The sequence below is a fragment of the Gemmiger formicilis genome (genome assembly GCF_016900095.1).
Lineage (GTDB): Bacteria > Bacillota > Clostridia > Oscillospirales > Ruminococcaceae > Gemmiger > Gemmiger formicilis_A.
Genome location: NZ_JACJJP010000004.1, coordinates 1 through 20,184, shown reverse-complemented (window position 1 = coordinate 20,184; position 20,184 = coordinate 1). Strand labels below are relative to the sequence as shown.

Here is a 20,184-nt window from a genome sequence, read left to right as displayed (position 1 = left end):
TAAGCCGGAACGGCGTGCAAGATGGTGTTATCCCACCAGGGCGGCTTCTTGCTCCGTCCGGGGGCGGGAAGCCCCCAGACCGGCCATCTGCCACAGGGCGGCAGTGGCCAGCAGCAACAACAGCGGGGTGAACTGAAAGGCGTACCGGGCCTTTGTCTCCCACAGGCATAAAAACAGCATCAGCCCGAACACGCTCACCCGCACCAGGGTCAGAGGACCGGGGGCGGCGCGGCGGATGGCCCCCACCGTACCCAGCCATACCAGAAGCATCACAAAATACAGATAGGTCTGACAATAGTACACCATGGGCATGTACCCGGGCTGGCCCTGCAGAATGAACCGATGGGTCCAGTTCACCTTCAACGGTGTGGCCAGAAATTCCTGGGCGTCATACAGTCCGTTGCCCCAGGTGATGGCGGCTTTGCGGGTCATAAAGTCCAGCTGCCCCGCCGGGCTGCGGGACCCGTACTGGGCCGCAATATACTGCCGCAGCATCTGCCGGCGCTGGTCCATGGTGGCCAGACTTTTGGCGCTCTGGCATACCTGGTCATTGTAGTTGCCGTCGCCGCCGCTGCCGTAAGCAAACCAGAGTTCCACCGGCAACCCCACCGCATCCTGTACCGAAAAATCCAGAAAGGTCCGCTGCCAGGCCCGGTATCCCGCCAGCAGCACCCCGAACACCGCCAGCAACAAAACCGCCGCCACCAGGGCCTGCCGGACTTTTTTCTCCAGAAACAGCTGGATGAGTACTGCCACCAGCACCACCACCACGCTGCCCTTGACGGCATACCCCACAAAGGCGGCGGTTGCCATGGCAGCCAGCAGGGCCAGACGCACACCGGGGTGGTGTTCTTGGCGGTAACGGGTCCATCCCAGCACCACCAGAAGGGCAAAGGGCAGGCAGAGGGTATCGGAATAAAAGCAGGGGGACCAGAGCACAAAGGGCAGAAAACCGACGCAGAGCAAAAAGGCCAGTGCTACGGCACTGTTGCGCCCCAGAATCCGCCGGGCCAGCAGGCAGACAAGCGCCACCGAAAAGGCAATGACCAGCACATTCAGCACAATCCCCGCGTAAATGCCGGCCTCAGTGTCCGGTGTGATGCCGAAAATGCCCACCAGACGGTACCACAGCACCAGCACCAAGGCCAGACCCAGGTTGTTGTTGCAGATGATGTAGTAAGCGCCCCACACCTGGGGCACGCCGTCGTCCAGAAAATCCGGCAGGCTTTGCAGCACGGTGGCCATGTCCATGATGGGCAGTTCCGCCAGCCGGAAACCCAGCCAGCCCAGGATAAGGGTATAAACCGCCAGTGCCGCCGCCATGCCGCGGCGGAATCGGGGCATGGGAATCTGGTCCAACAGGGGCAGCAGGAACCGGGCCGCAAAAAAGGCGACGAAGCCCAGGGCCAGACCTGCCAACAGGGCAGCCGGTCCGTTGTGGGGCCAGCGCAGCACACTGTTCAGCAGAACCCAGCCCCATACCAGGGCAAATCCCAGGGAGAAAGCCCGCGTCAGCTGTTTCTGCATATCCATTCGCTCCCAGGCGGGGCAGATGATCCCCGACATAATTCCACATTTTTATCACATTTTAGCACATCCGGGGATTCTTGCCAACAAAAAAAACGCCGGGACGCGCATTGATATGCGGTCCCGACGTGTAAGCCGTTTTGGCGGATGAGGCAGATTACTGCTTGCTCAGAACTTCCTTGGTATCCCGGGCAATCATCAGCTCTTCGTTGGTTTCAATGACCAGGGTGCGCACACGAGCGCCCCAGGCGGTGATTTCCACCACGTCGGACTTCTGGTTGTGGGCATCGTTGTTCTTGTCGGTATCGATGTGAATGCCCAGCCAGTCCATGTGATGGCAGATGCGGGCGCGGGACGGAGCGTCATGCTCGCCAATGCCGCCGGTAAAGACGATGGCATCCACGCCGCCCATAGCAGCAATGTAGCTGCCGATGGTCTTCTTGATCTGGTAGTTCAGCATATCGCTGGCCAGCTGGGCGCGCTTGTTGCCTTCGGCGGCAGCCTTTTCCACGTCGCGCTTGTCGCTGGAAACACCGGAAATGCCCAGCAGGCCGGACTTCTTGTTCAGAATTTCGTCCAGCTGATGGCCGGTGATGTTCAAAGTGTACTTCAGGTAGTTGACCACAGAGGGGTCCAGGTCACCGCAGCGGGTGCCCATCATCAGACCGGCCAGCGGGGTCATGCCCATGGAGGTATCCACAACCTTGCCCTGGTCCACGGCGGCAATGGAAGAACCGTTGCCCAGGTGGCAGGTGATCAGCTTCAGGCGGGTGATGGGCTCTTCCAGGAACTCGGCAGCGCGATGGCTGACATACTTGTGGCTGGTGCCGTGGAAGCCGTAGCGGCGCACGCCGTACTTTTCATAATATTCATAGGGGATGGCGTACATGTAAGCGCGCGGAGGCATGGTGCTGTGGAAGGCAGTATCGAACACAGCCACGTTGGGAATGTCGCCGAAGACCTTCTTGGCGGCCTCGATGCCCAGGATGCCGGCGGGGTTGTGCAGGGGAGCCAGGGGGCTCAGCTCACGGATGGCCTCCACCACTTCGGGGGTGATCAGGCAGCTTTCCTTGAACTTTTCGCCGCCGTGCACAATGCGGTGGCCGATGGCGTCGATCTCGGACGGATCATCAATGACCTTGCCGTCGCCGGTGGTCATCTTCTTCACCACTTCCAGGAAAGCCTCGGTATGGGTGGGAAAGATCGCCGGGGTGGTGGCTTTGTGGCCGTTGGCCTCATGGGTGATCATGCTGCTTTCCATGCCGATGCGTTCGCACAGGCCCTTGCAAAGCACATGTTCGCCGTTCATATCAATAAGCTGATACTTCAGGCTGGATGAACCACAGTTGATAACGAGGACTTTCATGGTCAATTCTCCTTCAATCATTCGGGTACGCATCCCGTATATTCAATAACAGTTCAATTATAGTATGAAAACAGACATTTTTCAAGAATGAAATCTGCTAAACAGTGCATTTCTTGCGCAGTTTCCGGTATAAACGCCTAAGGCAGAGCGGATTGGCTTGATAAATTTTTGACAGATTGCACAAAGGAAAAACAGTCCGTTTCAGCCCCAAACGGGAGCAAAGAAGGAAAAAAAAATGAAAAAAGCGTGAAAAAATATACACCTGAAGCCCGGTGCACGGGATGCAATGCGAAAATCCAGCTTTCAGTCCGCAAAAAGGCGGTACAATATGGTATAATGTTTCCAAAAGTCGCCGTGCAGGACGATGATCGGCGGACAACAGGACAGTTGAGGTGCAATATGAAATTTGCCGGTATTATCACCGAATACGATCCCTTTCACAACGGTCATGCAACCCAGCTGCAGATGCTGCGGCAGCGCGGCGCCGAAACCATTGCCGTCTGTATGAGCAGCGGGGCGGTGCAGCGGGGCGGTGTGCCCCTGTTCCCGGAGTCGGTCCGGGTGCGCGCGGCTTTGCTGGGCGGCGCGGACCTGGTGGTGGCGTTGCCGGCCCCTTATGCCAACACGGGGGCGGAAGCCTTTGCGGCGGCGGGGGTGGCCCTGCTCACCGCCCTGGGGTGTGATACCCTGGCCTTCGGGGCGGAAGACCCCGACGCCGACCGCCTGCTGCAAGCCGCCCGCTTGCTGGAAGCGCCGGACCTGTCGGCACGGCTGCGGGGATACCTGGGGCAGGGCATGACCTTTGCGGCGGCCCGTGCCAAGGCGGCGGAGGAACTGGAGCCCGGGCTCAGCGATCTGCTCTCCCGGCCCAACAACATTCTGGGCATCGAATACTGCAAGGCCCTTCTGGCCCAGCACAGCCCCATGCAGCCGCTGGCCCTGCACCGGCTGGGGGCTGACCACGGTTCCGTCCAGCCCGGTCGGGCGGGGCAGACGCTGCTGGCTTCGGCCAGTTTCCTGCGGGCAGCGGTGCGGCGGGGCGGGGTGGAAGCCCTGGCCCCCTATGTGCCGGAACCGGCCATGGAGGTCTACCGGCACGCAGCGGCCCAGGGGCTGACGATGGACGCCGGGCGGTTCAGCCTGGCGCTGCTGACCTTGCTGCGTGCGGGGGACCCGGCCCGTTTTGCCCGGGTGCGTGGTGTCAACGAAGGGCTGGAACACCGCCTTTCCGCTGCCGTGCGGCAGGCCTCGGACGCCGAGGACCTGTATGCTCGCCTCAAGACAAAACGGTACCCCCATGCCCGACTGCGCCGCCTGGCCCTGGATGCGGCCATAGGGGTGGAAGCCGGATCCCTGCCGGAACTGCCGCCTTATCTGCATGTGCTGGGGGCCCGGCGAGCGGCACTGCCCTTGCTGCGGAACGCGGCGATGCCCGTTTCCACCTCTCTGTCCAAGCTGGAACAGGCCCTGCCCCAAGCAGAAAATCTTATCAAGATGCACAATTCTTTTACGGATTTTTCGGCACTATGCAGGGAACAAACCCAGCCCATGGGCCTTGCGTATACTGCAAAACCAGTGGTATTATAAATTAGATATGGATTTTCATTGCCCGTATTGACACTTTGTTGCAAAAATAACGGTCACAGAAGAAAGAGGGAACAACATGGCCTTGCACGTTATGGACGAAGCCAACCATTGCCTGGGGTGCAAAAATCCCCGCTGTCAGCAGGGGTGTCCCATCCACACCAACATTCCGGAAGTGATTCGCCTGCTCAAGGAGAACAAGCTCAACGAAGCCGGACGGATGCTGTTTGAAAACAATCCCCTGACCACCGTGTGCAGCCTGATCTGCAACCATGAAAACCAGTGCGAAGGCCATTGCGTGCAGGGAATCAAAGGGTCTCCCGTGCATTTTTCCATCATCGAAAACTATATTTCCTCCACCTATGCGTCCCAGATGACCCAGGGCCCCGCCACCCCCAACGGCAAGCGGGTGGCCATCATCGGGTCCGGCCCGGCGGGGTTGACCATCGCGGTGATCCTGGCCCGCTACGGCTACGATGTGACCATCTTTGAAAGCCATGATAAGATCGGCGGCGTGCTGCGGTACGGCATTCCGGAATTCCGCCTGCCCAAGAGCGTGCTGGACGACTTTGAATACCGCCATCTTCGCCTGAAGGACATCAAGGTCCGCCCCAACACCGACGTGGGCAAGGCCCTGAAGGTGGACGACCTGTTCCGGGACGGCTACAAGGCCATCTTTATCGGCACCGGTGTATGGCGGCCCAACACTCTGGGCATCAAGGGCGAAAGTCTGGGTCACGTGCATTTTGCCATCAACTACCTGCAGAACCCGGATGTGTATCATCTGGGCAACCGGGTGGTGCTCATCGGCGCCGGCAACGCGGCTATGGACGTGGCCCGCACGGCCATCCGCCACGGCACCCGGCATCTGGAATGCTTCTCCCTGACCAAAAAGATTGCCGCCAGCCATTATGAGGAAAGCTACGCCAAGCTGGAAGGGGTGGAGTTCTTCTACAACAAGAAGCCGGTGGAGATCACCGACCAGGGCGTGGTCTTCCGGGACGTGAACGAGGCCGAGGACGGCACCCTCACCGACATTCCGGGCAGTGAGATGCTGTACCCGGCGGACAGTGTGGTGGTTTCCATCAGCCAGGGGGCCTGCACCACCATCACCGAGAGCACCGAAGGTCTGAAGGTCAATCCCCGGGGTCTCTTTGTCACCGATGAGGTGGGCCGCACCAGCCGTCCGGGCATCTTTGCGTCCGGCGACGCCGTCAAGGGGGCCCGCACGGTGGTGGAGGCGGTGGCCTACAGCAAAAAGGTGGCCGAAGCCATGCACCAGTACATGCAGAGCCTGCCCGACGAGGACCCGGACCCCTATGCGGAGGTGCCCGTCTACCAGAGCGACGACGGCAACTGATTTCTTATCTCATAATACGGCAATGAAGGCGGCACGGAAATGTGCCGCCTTCATTTTTTGTCTTTCCACCGAAAAAGGCCCGGATGTGGAAACATCCGGGCCTTTGCAGCAGAATTCAACCGGGAAACGAAGGTTCGGTGGAGAACTTTTGAAAACGTCCCTGCCGTCGGACATCAGGAAAGGTTGGGCCTGTCCTGGTCGCCGTCGGCCTTGAAGAGCACGAAGTTTTCCGGCCGGTTGACAAAGTAATAGTATTCGGTGTTGTCCCGCAAAGGCGGGGTCAGATAGTTGGGAATGATGACCCCGTCTTCGGGCAGACGTTCGGTGAGGCCGGTCTGCCGCCAGATGTCCGGATCGATGCCGGCGTTGTAGCAGTCCAGATATTCGGCGCCGGTGCGGTGCAGCAGTTCATTCAGGGCATATCCGATACGCGGCAATACCTCATCCGGCCCCACAAAGTCCACCAGCCGCAGCACGGAGGCACAGCCGGTGTCGGCGGCCGATACCGTGCGGGTCACAGCGTAAGCCAGCAAACGGGAATTTTCCCGCACCGCCCACACATCATAATGAAAGTGGGGAAAGGCAAAGTATCGCCGGGCCAGATACCAGAGATCCTTTTTCGGCGTGTGGGGCGTCTCGGGCAGACCCAGAGCCTGCAGGGACTGGGCATTTACCACCGGTTCCAGGTCCAGGTCATGGGCGGGCCCGGGCAGGGGAGCGGCCGCCCCCGGCACCGCCAGGGTCCAGCCTTCGGGGCCGGGGGTGCCCAGGCGGTAATAGTGGCGCAGGCGCTCGGCTTGCCAGCCCAGAAAATGGTACAGCTTGCAGGTGGCGGGGCGGATGTTGTTGCAGGCCAGCACCGGGGTACCCAGCAGATCGGGCAGAGCGTCCATCAGTTCCAGGCCTACCCCGTTGTGGCCTTTGGCAGCCACCCAGATGGACACCCACGCCCCGGCGGCGGGGGACTGCCCAGCGGGAATGTACCCGGCAGCGCTGAGATACTGCCCGTTTTCGTCCACGGCCACCGCAAAGTGGGGGGCGGCCCCTGCCTGCCCGGCAAAATAGAAGCTGTAAAACTCCGGCCGGTTGATCAGCGGCAGATGCATGTCAAAGTGGGTGTTGATGAAATCCAGGATGGCGGCGTCCTCTCCGGGCCGGGCCAGGCGAAAGCTCACATCAGGCAATGGCGGACCCTCCCGTCACAGGCAGGGTCACCCCGGTGATGAACCCGGCCTCATCCGAAAGCAGGAAGGCCATGGCCGGCACCACATCGGCGGGAGTGGCGTTGCGGCCCATGGGGTTGTCGGCGGCGGAAGCCTGCACGATCAGGTCGGGGGTATCTTTCAGAAAGTTGGTTTCCATCATGCTGGGGGCCACGCAGTTGACGGTGATGCCGAACCGGGCATACTCCACCGCCAGGCTCTTGCACAGCCCGCCCAGGGCCTGCTTGGCCATCACATAGGCGGCGGTGTTTTTCGGCGGAGCGCCCAGGGTGTAGCTGGTCTGGATGAAGAGGATACGGCCGAATCGGGCCTTGGTCATGGCGGGCAGCACTGCCTTGCACAGCTTGACGGCGCTGTGCACCTGGATTTCCATGTCCTTGGCAAAGCGGGGCTCGTCGAAGGCCTTGAACTTGGTGTTCACCACCGGCAGGGCGGGCAGGTGGATGAAATGGGTGGGCGCCGGGCAGGTGGAGGCCAGCACCTGGCAGAAGGTGTCCACCTTGTACGGATCGGACAGGTCCACGTCAAAGGGGCGGATCATGCCGGGATAAGCCTGGCACAGAGGGGCCAGCTTTTCCACGTCGCCGCAGCCCTGGGCCAGAACCAGGGTGCCTTCGGGGGCGGTTTTCAGCAGCCGTTCAATGAGAGCCCGGCCCACATCGCTGGTGGCGCCGGAAATCAGATAAGTATAAGCCATGAGGTTTTCTCCTTATTATCTATAGGAAATATGTGCAGGGTTATTTTGCCAGTCCGGCCCGGATAATACCCCGGGTCACCTTCTTGCCGTCCTGGTTGGTGATGACCGCCTTGATCTCGGCTTCGGACACTGCCTCGCTCACGTTGACCACGGTGCCGGTGACGGTCAGGGTGTCGCCAATGAAGATGGGCTTTGCAAACTTGCATTCCACCCCGTGGAGCAGACAGTGCTCCCCGGGCAGGTAGACCCCCGCCAGGGTGGAGAAGAAGCTGGCCCCCAGCATGCCGTAGACCACCCGGCCGGGATATCCCCGGCCCTTGGCGTAGTTGGCGTCTACATGGATGGGGGAACAGTCACCGGTGATGGCCTTGAAGGCATCCATCATCTCTTCGGTTACGGTTACGGTAAAACTTTCGGTCAGGCCGGGGGTCATGTCGGCCAAGGTATAGTGGTTCATGAAAGCCCTCCTGTATATGCGAAAGGCGGCCGCCGCTTGAAAGAAGCAGCGGCCGCCCGCAGAATGTGTGGTTACGCGGTCATGCGTGCAACAAGGTCCAGCAGATCGCCCACGTTTTTCAGATCGCGGACATCCGCCAGCTTGAATTTGATGGAAAACTTCTTTTCGATGGCGGTCAGCAGATTAATCTGCTCCAGGCTGTCCCAGTCCTCGATGTCATCGGCGCAGGTGCTGCGGGTGATCACCAGGGTGTCATCGTCGAAATTATCGCGGAAAATTTCCTGCACGGCGTCCAGGATCGCTTGTTCGGTCATGGCGGTACTCTCCTTTTTATAGAATGCCAACGTATATAAAATACCACATTCATTCGGTTTTCGCAACACAAACCGCCATTTTGGCGGGACAAAGACCACGGGAATCCACAGATTTTTCCGCCTGCACCGTCCCGGAGTCTTACAGCCCGTAATCTTCCAGCCGCTGCTGCAACTCCGCTTCATCCTGTACCGGCACGCCCTGCTGCAGCGCCAGCACATCCTGCTCCGGCAGCAGCCGGGTGCGCAGGTCATATTCGGCCAGGGGACCTTCTCCCTCACCGGTGTACAGGGCCAGATACCCGCCGTTGTCCTTCAGCAGATAGGCAGGGCCGTCCTGCATGCGGGCATCGTACTCCGCCCGGGCAAACCAGACGGCGGCCGCCACCACGCACAGCAGGGCCGCGCCGCCCAGCAGCGCCAGATAAATCCGCACAAATTTCGGCAGCTTGTGTTCCATTCCCAATCCCCCTTTTGCCTGTCCCGCGCCGCACACAAAAGATGACAAAATCGTAAAAGCCAAAAGAAAAAAACAACGGCGCCAGAACAAGTATTGTCCGCCGCGCACCCCAAAAAACAATTTCTTGTGAATTTTACATTCCATACCTGTACTTTTGGCAGCGGTTTGTGCTATAATTCAGGATATGGTATTGTCCATGATTGTGTGACGCGGGGAGCGTCACCGTCTGCCATACAACCAAAACCCGCAAAGGAGGCGGTCCCCATAGACCCCAAACAGCAACGGCATCTGTCCACCCAGGGGGCGAAAGTTCCCGGTGACGCGCCCAATTCCGCCAAAGGCGGCAAGAAACCGGCCAAGAAAAAGCGCCGCAGCATCTTCGGTATGATCATGCGCTTTATCGGCTGCCTGATCTGCGTGTGTATCATGCTGGGCAGCGTGGGGGCGGTGCTGCTGGCCATGTATGTGGTGCAGGTCACCGCCGACCCCGAAGGCAAGCTGGACCTGGAAAAGAAAAAGGACGAACAGTCCACCATCTTCTTTGACCGCAACGGGGACGAGTACACCACCCTGTCCGGTGACGTCAGCTCTCTGTGGGTCAACCTTTCGGATATTCCCGAAAACCTGCAGCATGCGGTGGTGGCCATCGAGGATAAGGACTTCTATGACTCCATCGGCGTCAACTTCAAGCGTACCATCGCCGCGGCCCTCAACGAACTGACCGGCCAGCAGCTGCTGGGCGGCCAGCAGGGCGCATCCACCCTGGAACAGCAGCTGGTCAAGAACCTGACCGACGATAACGAAGTGGACTATATGCGTAAGGTACGCGAGATCTTCCGAGCCATCGGCCTGTCCAACCGGTACAGTAAGGAAACCATTCTGGAAGCCTACCTGAACACGGTGCCCCTGACCGGCACCATCCAGGGCGTGGAGGCCGGTGCCAACACCTATTTCGGCAAGAGCGTGGGCGAACTGTCCCTGTCCGAATGTGCCGTGCTGGCGTCCATCTCCAAGAACCCCACCGGCTACAACCCCTTCACCAACCCGGAAAATCTGATTCAGCGCCGCAACCACGTGTTGTATGAGATGCTCAACCAGGGCTATATCACCCAGGAAGAGTATGATTCTGCCACGGCCGAGACCATCACCCTGGCCGAAAGCAAGTCCAAGACTGAGAACGTGGCCGTCAGCTCCAACAACTCCTACTTCACCGAGGCGGTCATCACCCAGCTGACCGCGGACCTGAAGGAAGCCTACAACCTGGAAACCGACGCCGAGGCCCAGGACATGATCTTCAACGGCGGTCTGCGCGTGTACACCACCGTGGACCCGGCGGTGCAGAACTCGGTGGAGCAGCTCATGCTCAACAACACCTGGAACGGCGACGAGCTGTTCTATGCCCTGTGGCATGAGGAAGAGATCGAAAGTGATATCCCTGTGGGGGCCGAGATCAAGTATGATGTCAACGGCCTGCCCATGAATCCCACCGACGAATCGGCCAGCAGCATTTTTGCTCAGGACGATGTGCCCGTTTACACCGACAAGACCAACCAGACCTTCAAGACCGGCACCTACACGGCGGAGGATGGCAACGAGTATCTGACCTTCTATGAGGAAGTCCGTACCCAGGCCGCCATTGCCGTTACCAGCACCGAAGCAGGCCACAAGGGCGAGGTCATCGCCGTGGGCGGCGGTCTGGGCGAAAAGACGGTGGACCGCGGTATCAACCGTGCTGTGGTGCCCCACCAGACCGGTTCTACCATGAAGCCCATCGCGGCATACTGCCTGGCTCTGGATGACCATCTGATCAACTATTCCACCGCGCTGGAAGATTCTCCGCTGTACACCAAGGAAGGCAAGGAGATGCTGGACACCGAAAAGTGCCTGCAGCTCGGCCTTTCTCTGGACCCCAACGATCCCACCAACCAGGCCCGCAGTGATGTCTGGAAGGAATGGCCCACCAACTACGGCGGTGCCGGCGGCGACGGAGCCCCCATGCTGATCTGGGACGCCATCCGGCAGTCCTACAACACCATCGCCGTCAAGGTCGGCTCTATGGTGGGCGTGGACTATATGTACGACTTCGTCACCGAGACCCTGCAGTGCCAGTGGATCAATGAGAACGACGCCGACCTGGCGCCTCTGGTGCTGGGCGCCCAGAACCGCGGCCTGACCGTGGTGGAACTGGCCAACGCTTACTCCATGTTTACCGATGGCACCTACACCACCCCCCACTACTACACCCGCGTGGAAGACTACCAGGGCAATGTGGTGCTGGATATGGACAAGGTGACCACCACTACCCAGGCCATCGAGCCCGAGACCGCCGTCATCATGAACCGCCTGCTGGCCAACGTCTGGACCAGCCCCGGCACGGCCAACGGCATGAAGCCCGAAACCGAGGGCATCGACGCCGTGGGCAAGACCGGTACAACCTCCGACTACAAGGACTACACCTTTGCCGGTCTGTCCCCCTACTACTCCATCGCTGTGTGGTGGGGCTATGACAAGCCGTACAGCATGTGGGGTGTGGACGGCAGCCGCGGCAACAGCGGTAAACCCACCCAGCGTGCCTTCAAGACCTTGATGGAGGAGATCCAGGCCGACAAGCCGGCTGCAAACTTCTACACCAACGAGAACGTGCACAAGTACCAGTTCAACACCTCCACCGGTGCCATTGTGTCCAGCGGCGGGCAAACCGGTTACTACACCGACGACAACCTGCCCGATTCCAGCTCCGCCTCGCTGTTGAGCGATGACGCCGCTGCGCTGGGACAGCTCACTGCGGACGCGCTGGCCAGCGCCGACCCGGCCGCCTGAGCCCAAACACAGGCAAAACTTTTGACCCCGGATAAGCCCCGCGCTTGTCCGGGGTTTTGCCGGGCTGTGCGTGTGCGCCGCTGGCATACAAGGACTGTCTGTCTGACGAAAACAATCCACAATCTGACGGCGAGGGTGTGCACCTTGCTCAATTTGTGGCCGGTGGGTGGGCACACCCTTGCATCCACAGGCGCCATGTGCTATGATTATCCTTGTCGCAAACACAACTGTTTTTGAAGGAGGTACACACATGGCGGAACGACGTTTTCTTCTGGTGGACGCCGAAGTCCTGCCGGACGTGTTTCTGAAAGTCCTGCAAGCCAAAGAGCTGCTGGCCTCCGGCGCGGTCACCAACATATCTTCGGCGGCGCGCCGGGCGGGTATTTCCCGCAGTGCCTTTTATAAATACAAGGACTACGTCTTTGATGCGGAGTCCGGGCGCGAAACACTGACCGTCATTGCCACCCTGCTGGATAAGACCGGTGCATTGCAGGGGCTGTTGTCCGGTATTTCGGCGGCGGGGGCGTCCATCGTGACCATCACCCAGTCCCGGCCGGAAAACGGCACCGCGCAGGTGGAAGTCACCGTGCGCACCGCCACCATGCAGATGTCGGTGGAAGACATGCTGCTCAAGCTGGCCCGCCAGCCGTTTGTGGTGGAAGTACACCGGGGCACCTGAGGCAAGGCGCCGGCATAAAATGTGAGAGGGAGTGTAATTATGGCTAAAATCGCGATCATGGGGTTCGGCACCGTGGGCAGCGGCGTGCTGGAAGTCTGCCGCCGCAACGCGGCTTCCATCGCCCGGCGCGTGGGCGAACCCGTGGAAGTCAAATATATCCTGGATGTGCGTGATTTCTCCGATTCGCCGGATGCGGCCCTGTTCGTCAAGGACCTGGACATCATCCTGGCCGACCCGGAAGTGCGGGTGGTGGTGGAAACCATCGGCGGCACCAAGTTTGCCTACCCGTATGTGCGGCGCTGCCTGGAAAGCGGCCGCAGCGTCTGCACTTCCAACAAGGAGATGGTGGCTACCTACGGCGCCGAACTGCTGGCTCTGGCCCGGGAGCACAATGTGGCTTTCCTGTTTGAGGCCAGCGTGGGCGGCGGCACGCCCATCATCACCCCCATGCACCAGTGCCTGGCCGCCAACCATATCAGCTCCATCGAAGGTATCGTCAACGGCACCACCAACTTCATGCTCACCAAGATGAAGCGGGAGAACATGGGCTTTGGCGCCGCCCTCAAGATCGCCCAGCAGCTGGGCTACGCCGAAACCAAGGATCCCAGCGACGACGTGGACGGCCGGGATGCCTGCCGCAAGATCGCCATTCTGGCCTCGCTGGCCAGCGGTTCCGCCGTTTATCCCGACAACATCCCCACCCGGGGGATCCGCCAGATCGCCGTGGCCGACATCAAGGCGGCGGAAAAGCTGGAAAGCGCCATCAAGCTCATTGCCTGGTACAAGGAACTGCCGGACGGCGGTGTTTCCGCCGGCGTGGAGCCCATGCTGGTGCCGGATACCAACCAGCTGGCCAACGTGGACGACGTCTTCAATGCCGTTCTCATGAAGGGCGATATGCTGGGGGACGTGATCTTCTACGGCAAGGGCGCGGGCAAGCTGCCCACCGCCAGCGCTGTGGTGGCCGATGTCATTGATGCACTGAAGGACGGCGCCAAGATCCATGACAGCCTGTTCTGGCAGCCCGCCCCCAAGCGGGAGGGCATGCTGCCCGATGACGCCGCATATTCCTGGTACATCCGGGCCCGGGGCATTTCCGCCGCCGTGCTGGCCTCCCTGGCCGGACCGGGCTCCCCGGTGGACGAAGGTCCCGAAGGGGTGAGCTACCGGATGCAGGGCGCCACCCCCGCCGTTGTCAACGCCGTGTGCGAAAAGGTCGGGCTGTTGGGGGGCCATGTGGATCTGGTCCTGAAACAGATGGAAGAGTAAACAGGGGAGGGAACAACACAATGGTCACCGTTACCGTACCTGCCACCAGCGCCAATGTGGGCGCCGGGTTCGACTCTCTGGGCCTGGCGCTTTCTATGCACAATGTGTTTACCTTTGAGGAATCCGACCGTATCCATATCACCTCGCTGGATGACACCCACGTGCCGGGCGGCGCCAACAATCTGGTGTACCGCAGCGCCCGCGCCGTCTATGACCAGCTGGGGGTGCCCCTCAAGGGACTGAATATCACCCAGCGCAATGATATTCCCATGGCCCGGGGCCTTGGATCCAGCTCCGCCTGCATCGTGGCTGGTCTGCTGGGAGCCAACGCCCTGTTGGGCAAGCCTCTGACCCAACGTCAGATGCTCACCCTGGCCACCGCCATCGAAGGTCACCCTGACAACGTGGCCCCCGCCATGCTAGGCGGCTTCGTCACCAGCGTGTATGACGAAGGCCTTGTCTACACCGTCAAAAAGAACATCGACCCGGACCTGGCCTTTGCGGCCTTTGTGCCGGATTTCCGCCTGCTCACCTCCAAGGCCCGCGCAGCGCTGCCCCAGATGGTCTCCCATAAGGACGCCGTCTACAACCTGTCCCGGGCGGCGTTGGCCACCGCAGCTTTCTGCGACGGTGACTACGGCCTGTTGGGGGTGGCTACCAAGGACGCCCTACACCAGCGTTACCGCCTGCCGCTCATTGACGGGGGCGAGGAAATGTTTGAGCTGGCCCAGGACCTGGGAGCCCAGGCCGTGTACATTTCGGGCGCCGGCCCCACCATCATAGCGGTCGTCCACAAGGACGACCAGGAGTTCTTCGAGCAGGCGCGGGAAGCCCTGCCCCAGACCGAAAAACTCCGTCATTTCACCGTCTATCGCCTGCTGGCCGACAATATCGGCGCGACCGTTGAGGCGTGACAGCATAGAAGGGGAGGAAATTCACCAATGGCATTGATTGTACAAAAATTCGGCGGTACCTCGGTCAAGGACCGCAACCGCATCTTCAATGTGGCGCGCATCGTGGCCAACACCCGCAACGCGGGCAATGATGTGGTGGTCGTGGTGTCTGCCCAGGGCGACACCACCGATGACCTGATCGCCAAAGCGGCCGAGATCACCGGCGACCCGTCCCACCGGGAGATGGATATGCTGCTGGCGGCCGGCGAGGAAATCTCCATCGCCCTGCTGGCCATGGCCCTGCAGGAAATCGGCGTTTCCGCCGTCAGCCTCACCGGCTGGCAGGCCGGTTTCGTCACCGACCGTTCCTATTCCAAGGCCCGCATCAAGCGCCTGGACACCGAGCGCGTGGAAAGCGAGCTGGCCCGCAACCGTGTGGTTGTGGTGGCCGGGTTCCAGGGCCTCAACCGTTCCGACGACATCACCACCCTGGGCCGTGGCGGCAGTGATACTTCGGCCGTGGCACTGGCGGCTGCGCTGCATGCGGACCGCTGCCAGATCTTCACCGACGTGGAAGGCGTGTTCACCGCCGACCCGCGCAAGATTCCCAAAGCCACCAAGCTGCAGGAAATCACCTTTGATGAAATGCTGGAACTGGCTTCTCTGGGAGCCCAGGTCCTGAACAACCGCAGCGTCGAACTTGCCAAAAAGTACGGCGTCGAGCTGGAGGTACTCTCCAGCATCAATCCCGTTCCGGGAACCATCGTGAAGGAGGAAACGAAAGTGGAAGGTATGCTGATCAAAGGCGTTGCGAAGGATGACAACGTGGCCGTAATCTCGATCAAGGGAGTGCCCGACGTGCCGGGCATGTCTTTCAAGGTGTTCAGCCTGCTGGCGCAGCGCAACATCAACGTGGATATCATTCTGCAGAGCTCCGGCACCGCGGGCAACAAGGACCTGGTCTTCACCGTGCCCCTCACCGATGCCGAAAGCGCCGTCAGCGTGCTGGAAAACCACAAGGGCCGTTTCGGCGGCGGCGAAATCTCGGTGGATAAGACCGGCGCCAAGGTCAGCGTGGTGGGCGCCGGCATGCAGAGCCATCCGGGTGTTGCCTCCACCATGTTTGAGGCGCTGGCCGGCCAGAACATCAACATCCGCATGATCTCCACCAGCGAAATCAAGATCAGCGTCATCATCGATAAGGCGGATGCGGACCGTGCCGTCTCCGCCATCCACGACGCCTTTATCCAGTAAATCCCTACCCAGGAATATCTGTAGCGGAGCCGCTGCCCGCACTGCCATTCCGGCCTGTTTTCAACGCCGGGGCGTGCGGTCGGCGGTTCTGCTTTTACAATCCACGGCCTTGCCTGTTGGCGTTGCCGGTGCTATAATCAGTAAAACCCGTATCAAAAACATAGAAAAACAAAGGAACTGAAATGCAAAATCAAAAAACAAGTCCATGGCTGATCGCCTTCCGGGTGATCTTCACCATCGCGCTGATTGCCTGCATTGTGTTCATCTTCCGCAATTCGCTGCAGGAAGGATATTTCTCCTCCGAGCGCAGCCAGGCGGTCATGCGGGCTTTGAACCATCTGCTGGATAAGGTGAACCTGGGCCCGCTTTCCGAGCACACCGTCCGCAAACTGGCCCATTTTGCCGAGTTCACCCTGGAAGGCTTCCTGCTCATGCTCTGCCTGCGGGTGTATACCTCCCACTTTGTGCGCCACGTCAGCTGGCCTCTGCTGGGCGGTATGACCACGGCACTGATGGATGAAACCATCCAGAAATTCATTCCCGGCCGTACCTCCCAGGTCACCGACGTCTGGATCGACATGGGCGGTGTGGTCTTCGGCCTGTTTGTGGCTTTGATCCTGCTGCTCATCGTGCGGGCCATCACAGCCTTCCACCGCATCAAGAAGGAAAACCGCCGCCTGCGTGCCGAACGGGAACGATTGCTGCGGGAACAGGAGGAGGACCGCATCAATGCGGAACCGCCCCACCACGAAAACCCTAACAGGAGGGAACTGCTTTGACCGAACAACAGGCCGTGCAGGCCATTCACGCCCTGCCCCGTATGGGCACGGGGAAACCGACCCTGGAACGCATGCATGCGTTGCTGGATACCCTGGGCAACCCAGAAAACAAGCTGAAATGCATCCATATTGCCGGCACCAACGGCAAGGGGACGCTGTCTACCATGACCGCGTCCATCCTGACCCATGCCGGCTACAAGACCGGGCTCACCATCAGCCCGTATGTGCTGGATTTCCGGGAACGCTTTCAGATCGACGGCGAGATGATTCCTCCCCAGACCCTGGGCGATCTGGCGGAGGAAGTGCTGGACGCCGTGGACGAGCTGTGTGCCGCCGGCAAGCCCTCCCCGGTGGAATTTGAGGTGGTCACCGCCATTGCGCTGCTCTGGTTCGCCCGGGAAAAGTGCGATTTCGTGGTGCTGGAAACCGGTCTGGGCGGCCGCTTCGATGCCACCAACGCCATTCCCGCCCCGCTGGTGGCGGCCATCACCCGCATCGGTATGGACCATATGGATGTGCTGGGGGATACCCTGGCCGCCATTGCCGCCGAGAAGGCCGGCATCATCAAGGAAGGCTGTGCCGTCATCTGCTACCCGGACCAGCCGCCGGAAGCCATGGGGCCGCTGCTCACCGCGGCCACCGAAGCCCATACTTCCATCCAGACCCCGGACCTGGAGGATATTCTGCCCTTGAAATGCCGCCCGCTGCAGAACTATATCGACTACGGCGGATACCGGGTCATGCTGTCCTTTCCCGGCAAGCACCAGGCCAACCATGCGGCCATGGCCATCGAGATTGCCCTGACCCTCTGGCGTCAGTACGGCTACGACATTTCCGACGAAGCCATTGAAGCCGGTCTGCAGGCGGCCCATATGCCCGCCCGCATCGAGGTCATCCGTCGCCATCCGCTGCTGTTGCTGGACGGCTGCCACAACCCCGACGGCGCTGCCGCCCTGGCCGCCACCCTGTCCGAAGCCGGATATGAAGGCAACCTGGTGGGGGTGATGGGAGTGCTGAAGGATAAGGACCACGGTCCTATGCTGGAAGCCCTCTCCAAAACCTTTGATAAGGTGTTCACGGTCACTCCCGACTGTCCCCGTGCCATGACGGCGGAGGAACTGGAGCATGCCGCCCGGTTCCATCTGGACGCCGAAGCAGGTGGTACCGTCCGCGAAGCCATCCGCAAGGCGGTGGACTATGCCGACTACCACAACCTGGCCGGCGTGGTGGTCTGCGGCAGTCTGTATCTGGCCGCCGAAGCCCGGCCGATTCTGCTGGAAGAAGCGGAAAACTGATTCCCCCGGAAGTACGGTCCCGGAATAAAAAGCACGGAACCTCTTTTTTGCAGGTGACGCCGTATTTCAGCAAAATATTTGCCAAGCGCCCCGTATACTGGTGATACAAACCAGCCTACGGGGCGCTTTTTGTATGATCGAGGTGGACAAACTTGGCAAAGATCTGTTTTGTGCCCGCCAGCGGAACACTGGCTGCCTATCTTTCGGGGGAGATCGACCACCATGCGGCCCAGGGGCTGCGCCGGGAAATCGACGCCCAGATCGATGCGCGCATGCCGGAACTGTTGACCCTGGATTTTTCGGGTGTTACTTTTATGGATTCCTCCGGTGTGGGACTGATCCTGGGACGGGGACGGTACATGTCCTCCCTGGGCGGCCGCCTCACGGTGCAGAACCCGCCCGCGGCTGTCCGGCGCATGCTGGACCTGGCCCGGATCTCCTATGTGTGAACGGAGGATACATGTTACATGAAGATGGTCAATCAGGTCAAATTTACCTTTCTCAGCCGCAGCGTCAATGAAAGTTTTGCCCGGGCGGCCCTGGCGGCATTTCTGGCCCAGGCGGATCCCACGGTGCCCCAGCTGGCCGACATCAAGACCGCCGTGTCCGAAGCAGTTACCAACTGTATTGTACACGCCTACCCGGATGCGGTGGGCCAGGTCACCCTGACCGCGGCTTTGTATGAAAACGGCCTGGTGCGCATCACCGTCACCGACCGTGGCGTGGGCATTCCGGATGTGGACAAGGCCATGGAACCCTTGTTCACCACAGGCAACCCGGATGAACGGGCAGGACTGGGATTTGCGGTCATGCAAAGTTTTATGGATAAGGTCAAGGTCAGCTCCACACCGGGACGGGGAACCCGGGTGACCATGGCCAAGCGGCTGGAGGCCAAAGGCTGACTTCCTACATACCAACATAAGGAGGTCACCGTCATGTCAGCAACGACTTCTGCCGTGTCCCAATCGGCCAATACCACCGCCCTGTATGATCGGATTCCCCGGGAAGAGTTCATCCAGCGCAACCTGGGCCTGGCCCGTACCTGCGCGGGACGGTTCATCGGTCGGGGCATTGAGTACGAGGATTTGTACGCGGCGGGCTGCCTGGGGTTGGTCAAGGCCTGCGACGGGTTTGATTCGGGACGTGGCGTTTGCTTTTCCACCTATGCGGTACCGGTCATCCTGGGGGAAATCAAAAAGCTTTTCCGGGACGGCGGCACGGTCAAGGTCAGCCGCTCCATTAAAGAACTGGGACTGAAGATCAATGCCGAACGGGAACGGTTTCTCAAACAGACAGGCGCCGAACCGGGGGTCACACAGTTGGCCGAAACACTGGGGGCTACACCGGAACAGGTAGCCATGGCCATCCGGGCGTCCATGCCGGTGGTATCCCTGACTCCTACCGAAAGTGAGGACGGAAACCGGGAGTGGGATATACCGGTGGAATCCCCGGAAGAGAAGCTGTCAGAACGGATCGGGTTGCGGGAGGTTATGGACAAGCTGCCGCCCCAGGACCGAGTGCTGATCCGCCTTCGCTTTTTCGGAGGAAAGACCCAGAGCGAAACCGCCAAGGTGCTGCACACCACGCAGGTCCAGATTTCGCGCCGCGAACGGAAGATTCTTAAGTGGATGCGTCAGGAATTGACCGGGGAAGAGAGGAAGGAGGAAAAGAAAAGACCCAAATCAAAAGTATGATTTTTTAGGCGTTTTATCCAACTGGGGACACTCCGGATGGGTAAAACGCCAAATTTGCGTTATAGCGAAGCAAAATGCTTGACGGAAGTAGGATTGCATGCTAAACTTACTACATGCCGGTAAAATGCTGGCAAACCACAGGCAAGTTTTTTGAAAAATCTGAAAAAAGGTGTTGACAATTGCTTGATCGGGTGGTATTATAACTAAGCTGTTTCGCAAGAAACGGCAGGCGCTGAGAAAAGAAGTTCATCAAGAACTTCGCAGCTCAAAAAAATCTCAAAAAAGTGCTTGACAAAAAGAACTTTGCGAGATATAATAAGCAAGCTGTCCCGATGAGGGCAGCGCCAAGCAGGACCTTGAAAATTGAACAAACCTGAAACTTGTGGAACCTTACAGTGTTTGGAAAAACACTATAATCAATTCCAAAAGAACAAGTAATTCAACAGGACGCAAGCGATTGTGTCTGAGAAATTACAGTGATTTAACACTTTGTAAGTGATTAAATACCATTTATAA

At 59.8% G+C, this 20,184-nt stretch carries 19 protein-coding genes; 12 read left to right on the top strand and 7 right to left on the bottom strand.

All coding sequences use genetic code 11. The features are described 5' to 3' along the window. Nucleotides 1–27: 27 nt before the first annotated feature. Nucleotides 28–1,527 (bottom strand): hypothetical protein, encoded by a 1,500-nt coding sequence (locus H6B15_RS02855; protein WP_204645879.1) that lies wholly within the window; start codon nt 1,525–1,527, stop codon nt 28–30. Nucleotides 1,528–1,684: 157 nt separating this feature from the next. After that, the gene (locus tag H6B15_RS02850) at nt 1,685–2,893 is read right to left on the bottom strand and encodes an acetate/propionate family kinase (RefSeq protein ID WP_204645876.1); all 1,209 of its coding nucleotides are present in this window, start codon (nt 2,891–2,893) and stop codon (nt 1,685–1,687) included. Between the two features lie 399 nt (nt 2,894–3,292). On the opposite strand from H6B15_RS02850, the gene H6B15_RS02845 reads away from it, so the two are divergent. Both H6B15_RS02845 and H6B15_RS02840 read left to right on the top strand, forming a co-directional pair. Then, complete coding sequence (locus H6B15_RS02845) at nt 3,293–4,480, top strand: nucleotidyltransferase family protein (protein WP_204645873.1); 1,188 nt, start codon at nt 3,293–3,295, stop codon at nt 4,478–4,480. 76 nt (nt 4,481–4,556) lie between these two features. Next, nucleotides 4,557–5,837, top strand: coding sequence for an NAD(P)-dependent oxidoreductase (locus H6B15_RS02840; RefSeq protein ID WP_204645871.1), 1,281 nt, complete (start codon nt 4,557–4,559; stop codon nt 5,835–5,837). A gap of 173 nt (nt 5,838–6,010) precedes the next feature. Here the strand turns inward: H6B15_RS02840 and H6B15_RS02835 are convergent, their stop codons facing one another. The 5 genes from H6B15_RS02835 to H6B15_RS02815 form a co-directional block, all read right to left on the bottom strand. Next, nucleotides 6,011–7,021 (bottom strand): hypothetical protein, encoded by a 1,011-nt coding sequence (locus H6B15_RS02835; protein WP_204645869.1) that lies wholly within the window; start codon nt 7,019–7,021, stop codon nt 6,011–6,013. After that, nucleotides 7,014–7,757: an SDR family NAD(P)-dependent oxidoreductase gene (locus tag H6B15_RS02830; protein WP_204645867.1), complete on the bottom strand. Its 744-nt coding sequence runs from the start codon at nt 7,755–7,757 to the stop codon at nt 7,014–7,016. The genes H6B15_RS02835 and H6B15_RS02830 overlap by 8 nt, the downstream gene beginning before the upstream one ends. A gap of 40 nt (nt 7,758–7,797) precedes the next feature. Continuing rightward, nucleotides 7,798–8,214, bottom strand: coding sequence for a MaoC family dehydratase (locus H6B15_RS02825; protein ID WP_204645865.1), 417 nt, complete (start codon nt 8,212–8,214; stop codon nt 7,798–7,800). Nucleotides 8,215–8,285: 71 nt separating this feature from the next. Next, the gene (locus H6B15_RS02820) at nt 8,286–8,528 is read right to left on the bottom strand and encodes an acyl carrier protein (protein ID WP_204645863.1); all 243 of its coding nucleotides are present in this window, start codon (nt 8,526–8,528) and stop codon (nt 8,286–8,288) included. A 139-nt stretch (nt 8,529–8,667) separates the two neighbouring features. Beyond that, complete coding sequence (locus H6B15_RS02815) at nt 8,668–8,985, bottom strand: hypothetical protein (RefSeq protein ID WP_204645861.1); 318 nt, start codon at nt 8,983–8,985, stop codon at nt 8,668–8,670. Between the two features lie 204 nt (nt 8,986–9,189). Here H6B15_RS02815 and H6B15_RS02810 point away from each other — a divergent pair, with 204 nt between their 5' ends. From H6B15_RS02810 to H6B15_RS02765, 10 genes are all read left to right on the top strand, one after another. Then, the gene (locus H6B15_RS02810; protein ID WP_204645859.1) at nt 9,190–11,805 is read left to right on the top strand and encodes a transglycosylase domain-containing protein; all 2,616 of its coding nucleotides are present in this window, start codon (nt 9,190–9,192) and stop codon (nt 11,803–11,805) included. Nucleotides 11,806–12,055: 250 nt separating this feature from the next. Further along, on the top strand, nt 12,056–12,484 hold the full coding sequence (locus tag H6B15_RS02805) for an ACT domain-containing protein (RefSeq protein ID WP_204645857.1): 429 nt from the start codon (nt 12,056–12,058) through the stop codon (nt 12,482–12,484). Between the two features lie 39 nt (nt 12,485–12,523). Then, nucleotides 12,524–13,753 (top strand): homoserine dehydrogenase, encoded by a 1,230-nt coding sequence (locus tag H6B15_RS02800; protein WP_204645855.1) that lies wholly within the window; start codon nt 12,524–12,526, stop codon nt 13,751–13,753. A 20-nt stretch (nt 13,754–13,773) separates the two neighbouring features. Continuing rightward, nucleotides 13,774–14,667, top strand: coding sequence for a homoserine kinase (gene thrB, locus H6B15_RS02795; RefSeq protein ID WP_204645846.1), 894 nt, complete (start codon nt 13,774–13,776; stop codon nt 14,665–14,667). Between the two features lie 27 nt (nt 14,668–14,694). Further along, entirely contained in the window at nt 14,695–15,900 is a 1,206-nt protein-coding gene (locus H6B15_RS02790) for an aspartate kinase (protein WP_204645845.1), read from the top strand. 182 nt (nt 15,901–16,082) lie between these two features. Beyond that, nucleotides 16,083–16,679, top strand: a complete 597-nt coding sequence (locus H6B15_RS02785; protein WP_204645843.1) for a VanZ family protein — start codon at nt 16,083–16,085, stop codon at nt 16,677–16,679. Further along, nucleotides 16,676–17,974: a bifunctional folylpolyglutamate synthase/dihydrofolate synthase gene (locus tag H6B15_RS02780; protein ID WP_204645835.1), complete on the top strand. Its 1,299-nt coding sequence runs from the start codon at nt 16,676–16,678 to the stop codon at nt 17,972–17,974. The genes H6B15_RS02785 and H6B15_RS02780 overlap by 4 nt, the downstream gene beginning before the upstream one ends. Before the next feature lie 152 nt (nt 17,975–18,126). Continuing rightward, entirely contained in the window at nt 18,127–18,423 is a 297-nt protein-coding gene (locus tag H6B15_RS02775; protein ID WP_204645833.1) for an anti-sigma factor antagonist, read from the top strand. An 18-nt stretch (nt 18,424–18,441) separates the two neighbouring features. Next, nucleotides 18,442–18,876, top strand: a complete 435-nt coding sequence (gene spoIIAB, locus H6B15_RS02770) for an anti-sigma F factor (protein WP_204645831.1) — start codon at nt 18,442–18,444, stop codon at nt 18,874–18,876. Nucleotides 18,877–18,909: 33 nt separating this feature from the next. Next, nucleotides 18,910–19,668, top strand: a complete 759-nt coding sequence (locus H6B15_RS02765) for a sigma-70 family RNA polymerase sigma factor (RefSeq protein ID WP_204645829.1) — start codon at nt 18,910–18,912, stop codon at nt 19,666–19,668. The last annotated feature ends 516 nt before the right edge of the window (nt 19,669–20,184 follow it).

Excerpts from the sequence above, each read along its gene's own strand:
- H6B15_RS02855 (WP_204645879.1), bottom strand. The coding sequence starts at position 1,527 with ATGCAGAAACAGCTGACGCGGGCTTTCTCCCTGGGATTTGCCCTGGTA.
- H6B15_RS02850 (WP_204645876.1), bottom strand. The coding sequence starts at position 2,893 with ATGAAAGTCCTCGTTATCAACTGTGGTTCATCCAGCCTGAAGTATCAG.
- H6B15_RS02845 (WP_204645873.1), top strand. The coding sequence starts at position 3,293 with ATGAAATTTGCCGGTATTATCACCGAATACGATCCCTTTCACAACGGT.
- H6B15_RS02840 (WP_204645871.1), top strand. The coding sequence starts at position 4,557 with ATGGCCTTGCACGTTATGGACGAAGCCAACCATTGCCTGGGGTGCAAA.
- H6B15_RS02830 (WP_204645867.1), bottom strand. The coding sequence starts at position 7,757 with ATGGCTTATACTTATCTGATTTCCGGCGCCACCAGCGATGTGGGCCGG.
- H6B15_RS02825 (WP_204645865.1), bottom strand. The coding sequence starts at position 8,214 with ATGAACCACTATACCTTGGCCGACATGACCCCCGGCCTGACCGAAAGT.
- H6B15_RS02820 (WP_204645863.1), bottom strand. The coding sequence starts at position 8,528 with ATGACCGAACAAGCGATCCTGGACGCCGTGCAGGAAATTTTCCGCGAT.
- H6B15_RS02815 (WP_204645861.1), bottom strand. The coding sequence starts at position 8,985 with ATGGAACACAAGCTGCCGAAATTTGTGCGGATTTATCTGGCGCTGCTG.
- H6B15_RS02805 (WP_204645857.1), top strand. The coding sequence starts at position 12,056 with ATGGCGGAACGACGTTTTCTTCTGGTGGACGCCGAAGTCCTGCCGGAC.
- H6B15_RS02800 (WP_204645855.1), top strand. The coding sequence starts at position 12,524 with ATGGCTAAAATCGCGATCATGGGGTTCGGCACCGTGGGCAGCGGCGTG.
- thrB (WP_204645846.1), top strand. The coding sequence starts at position 13,774 with ATGGTCACCGTTACCGTACCTGCCACCAGCGCCAATGTGGGCGCCGGG.
- H6B15_RS02790 (WP_204645845.1), top strand. The coding sequence starts at position 14,695 with ATGGCATTGATTGTACAAAAATTCGGCGGTACCTCGGTCAAGGACCGC.
- H6B15_RS02785 (WP_204645843.1), top strand. The coding sequence starts at position 16,083 with ATGCAAAATCAAAAAACAAGTCCATGGCTGATCGCCTTCCGGGTGATC.
- spoIIAB (WP_204645831.1), top strand. The coding sequence starts at position 18,442 with ATGAAGATGGTCAATCAGGTCAAATTTACCTTTCTCAGCCGCAGCGTC.
- H6B15_RS02765 (WP_204645829.1), top strand. The coding sequence starts at position 18,910 with ATGTCAGCAACGACTTCTGCCGTGTCCCAATCGGCCAATACCACCGCC.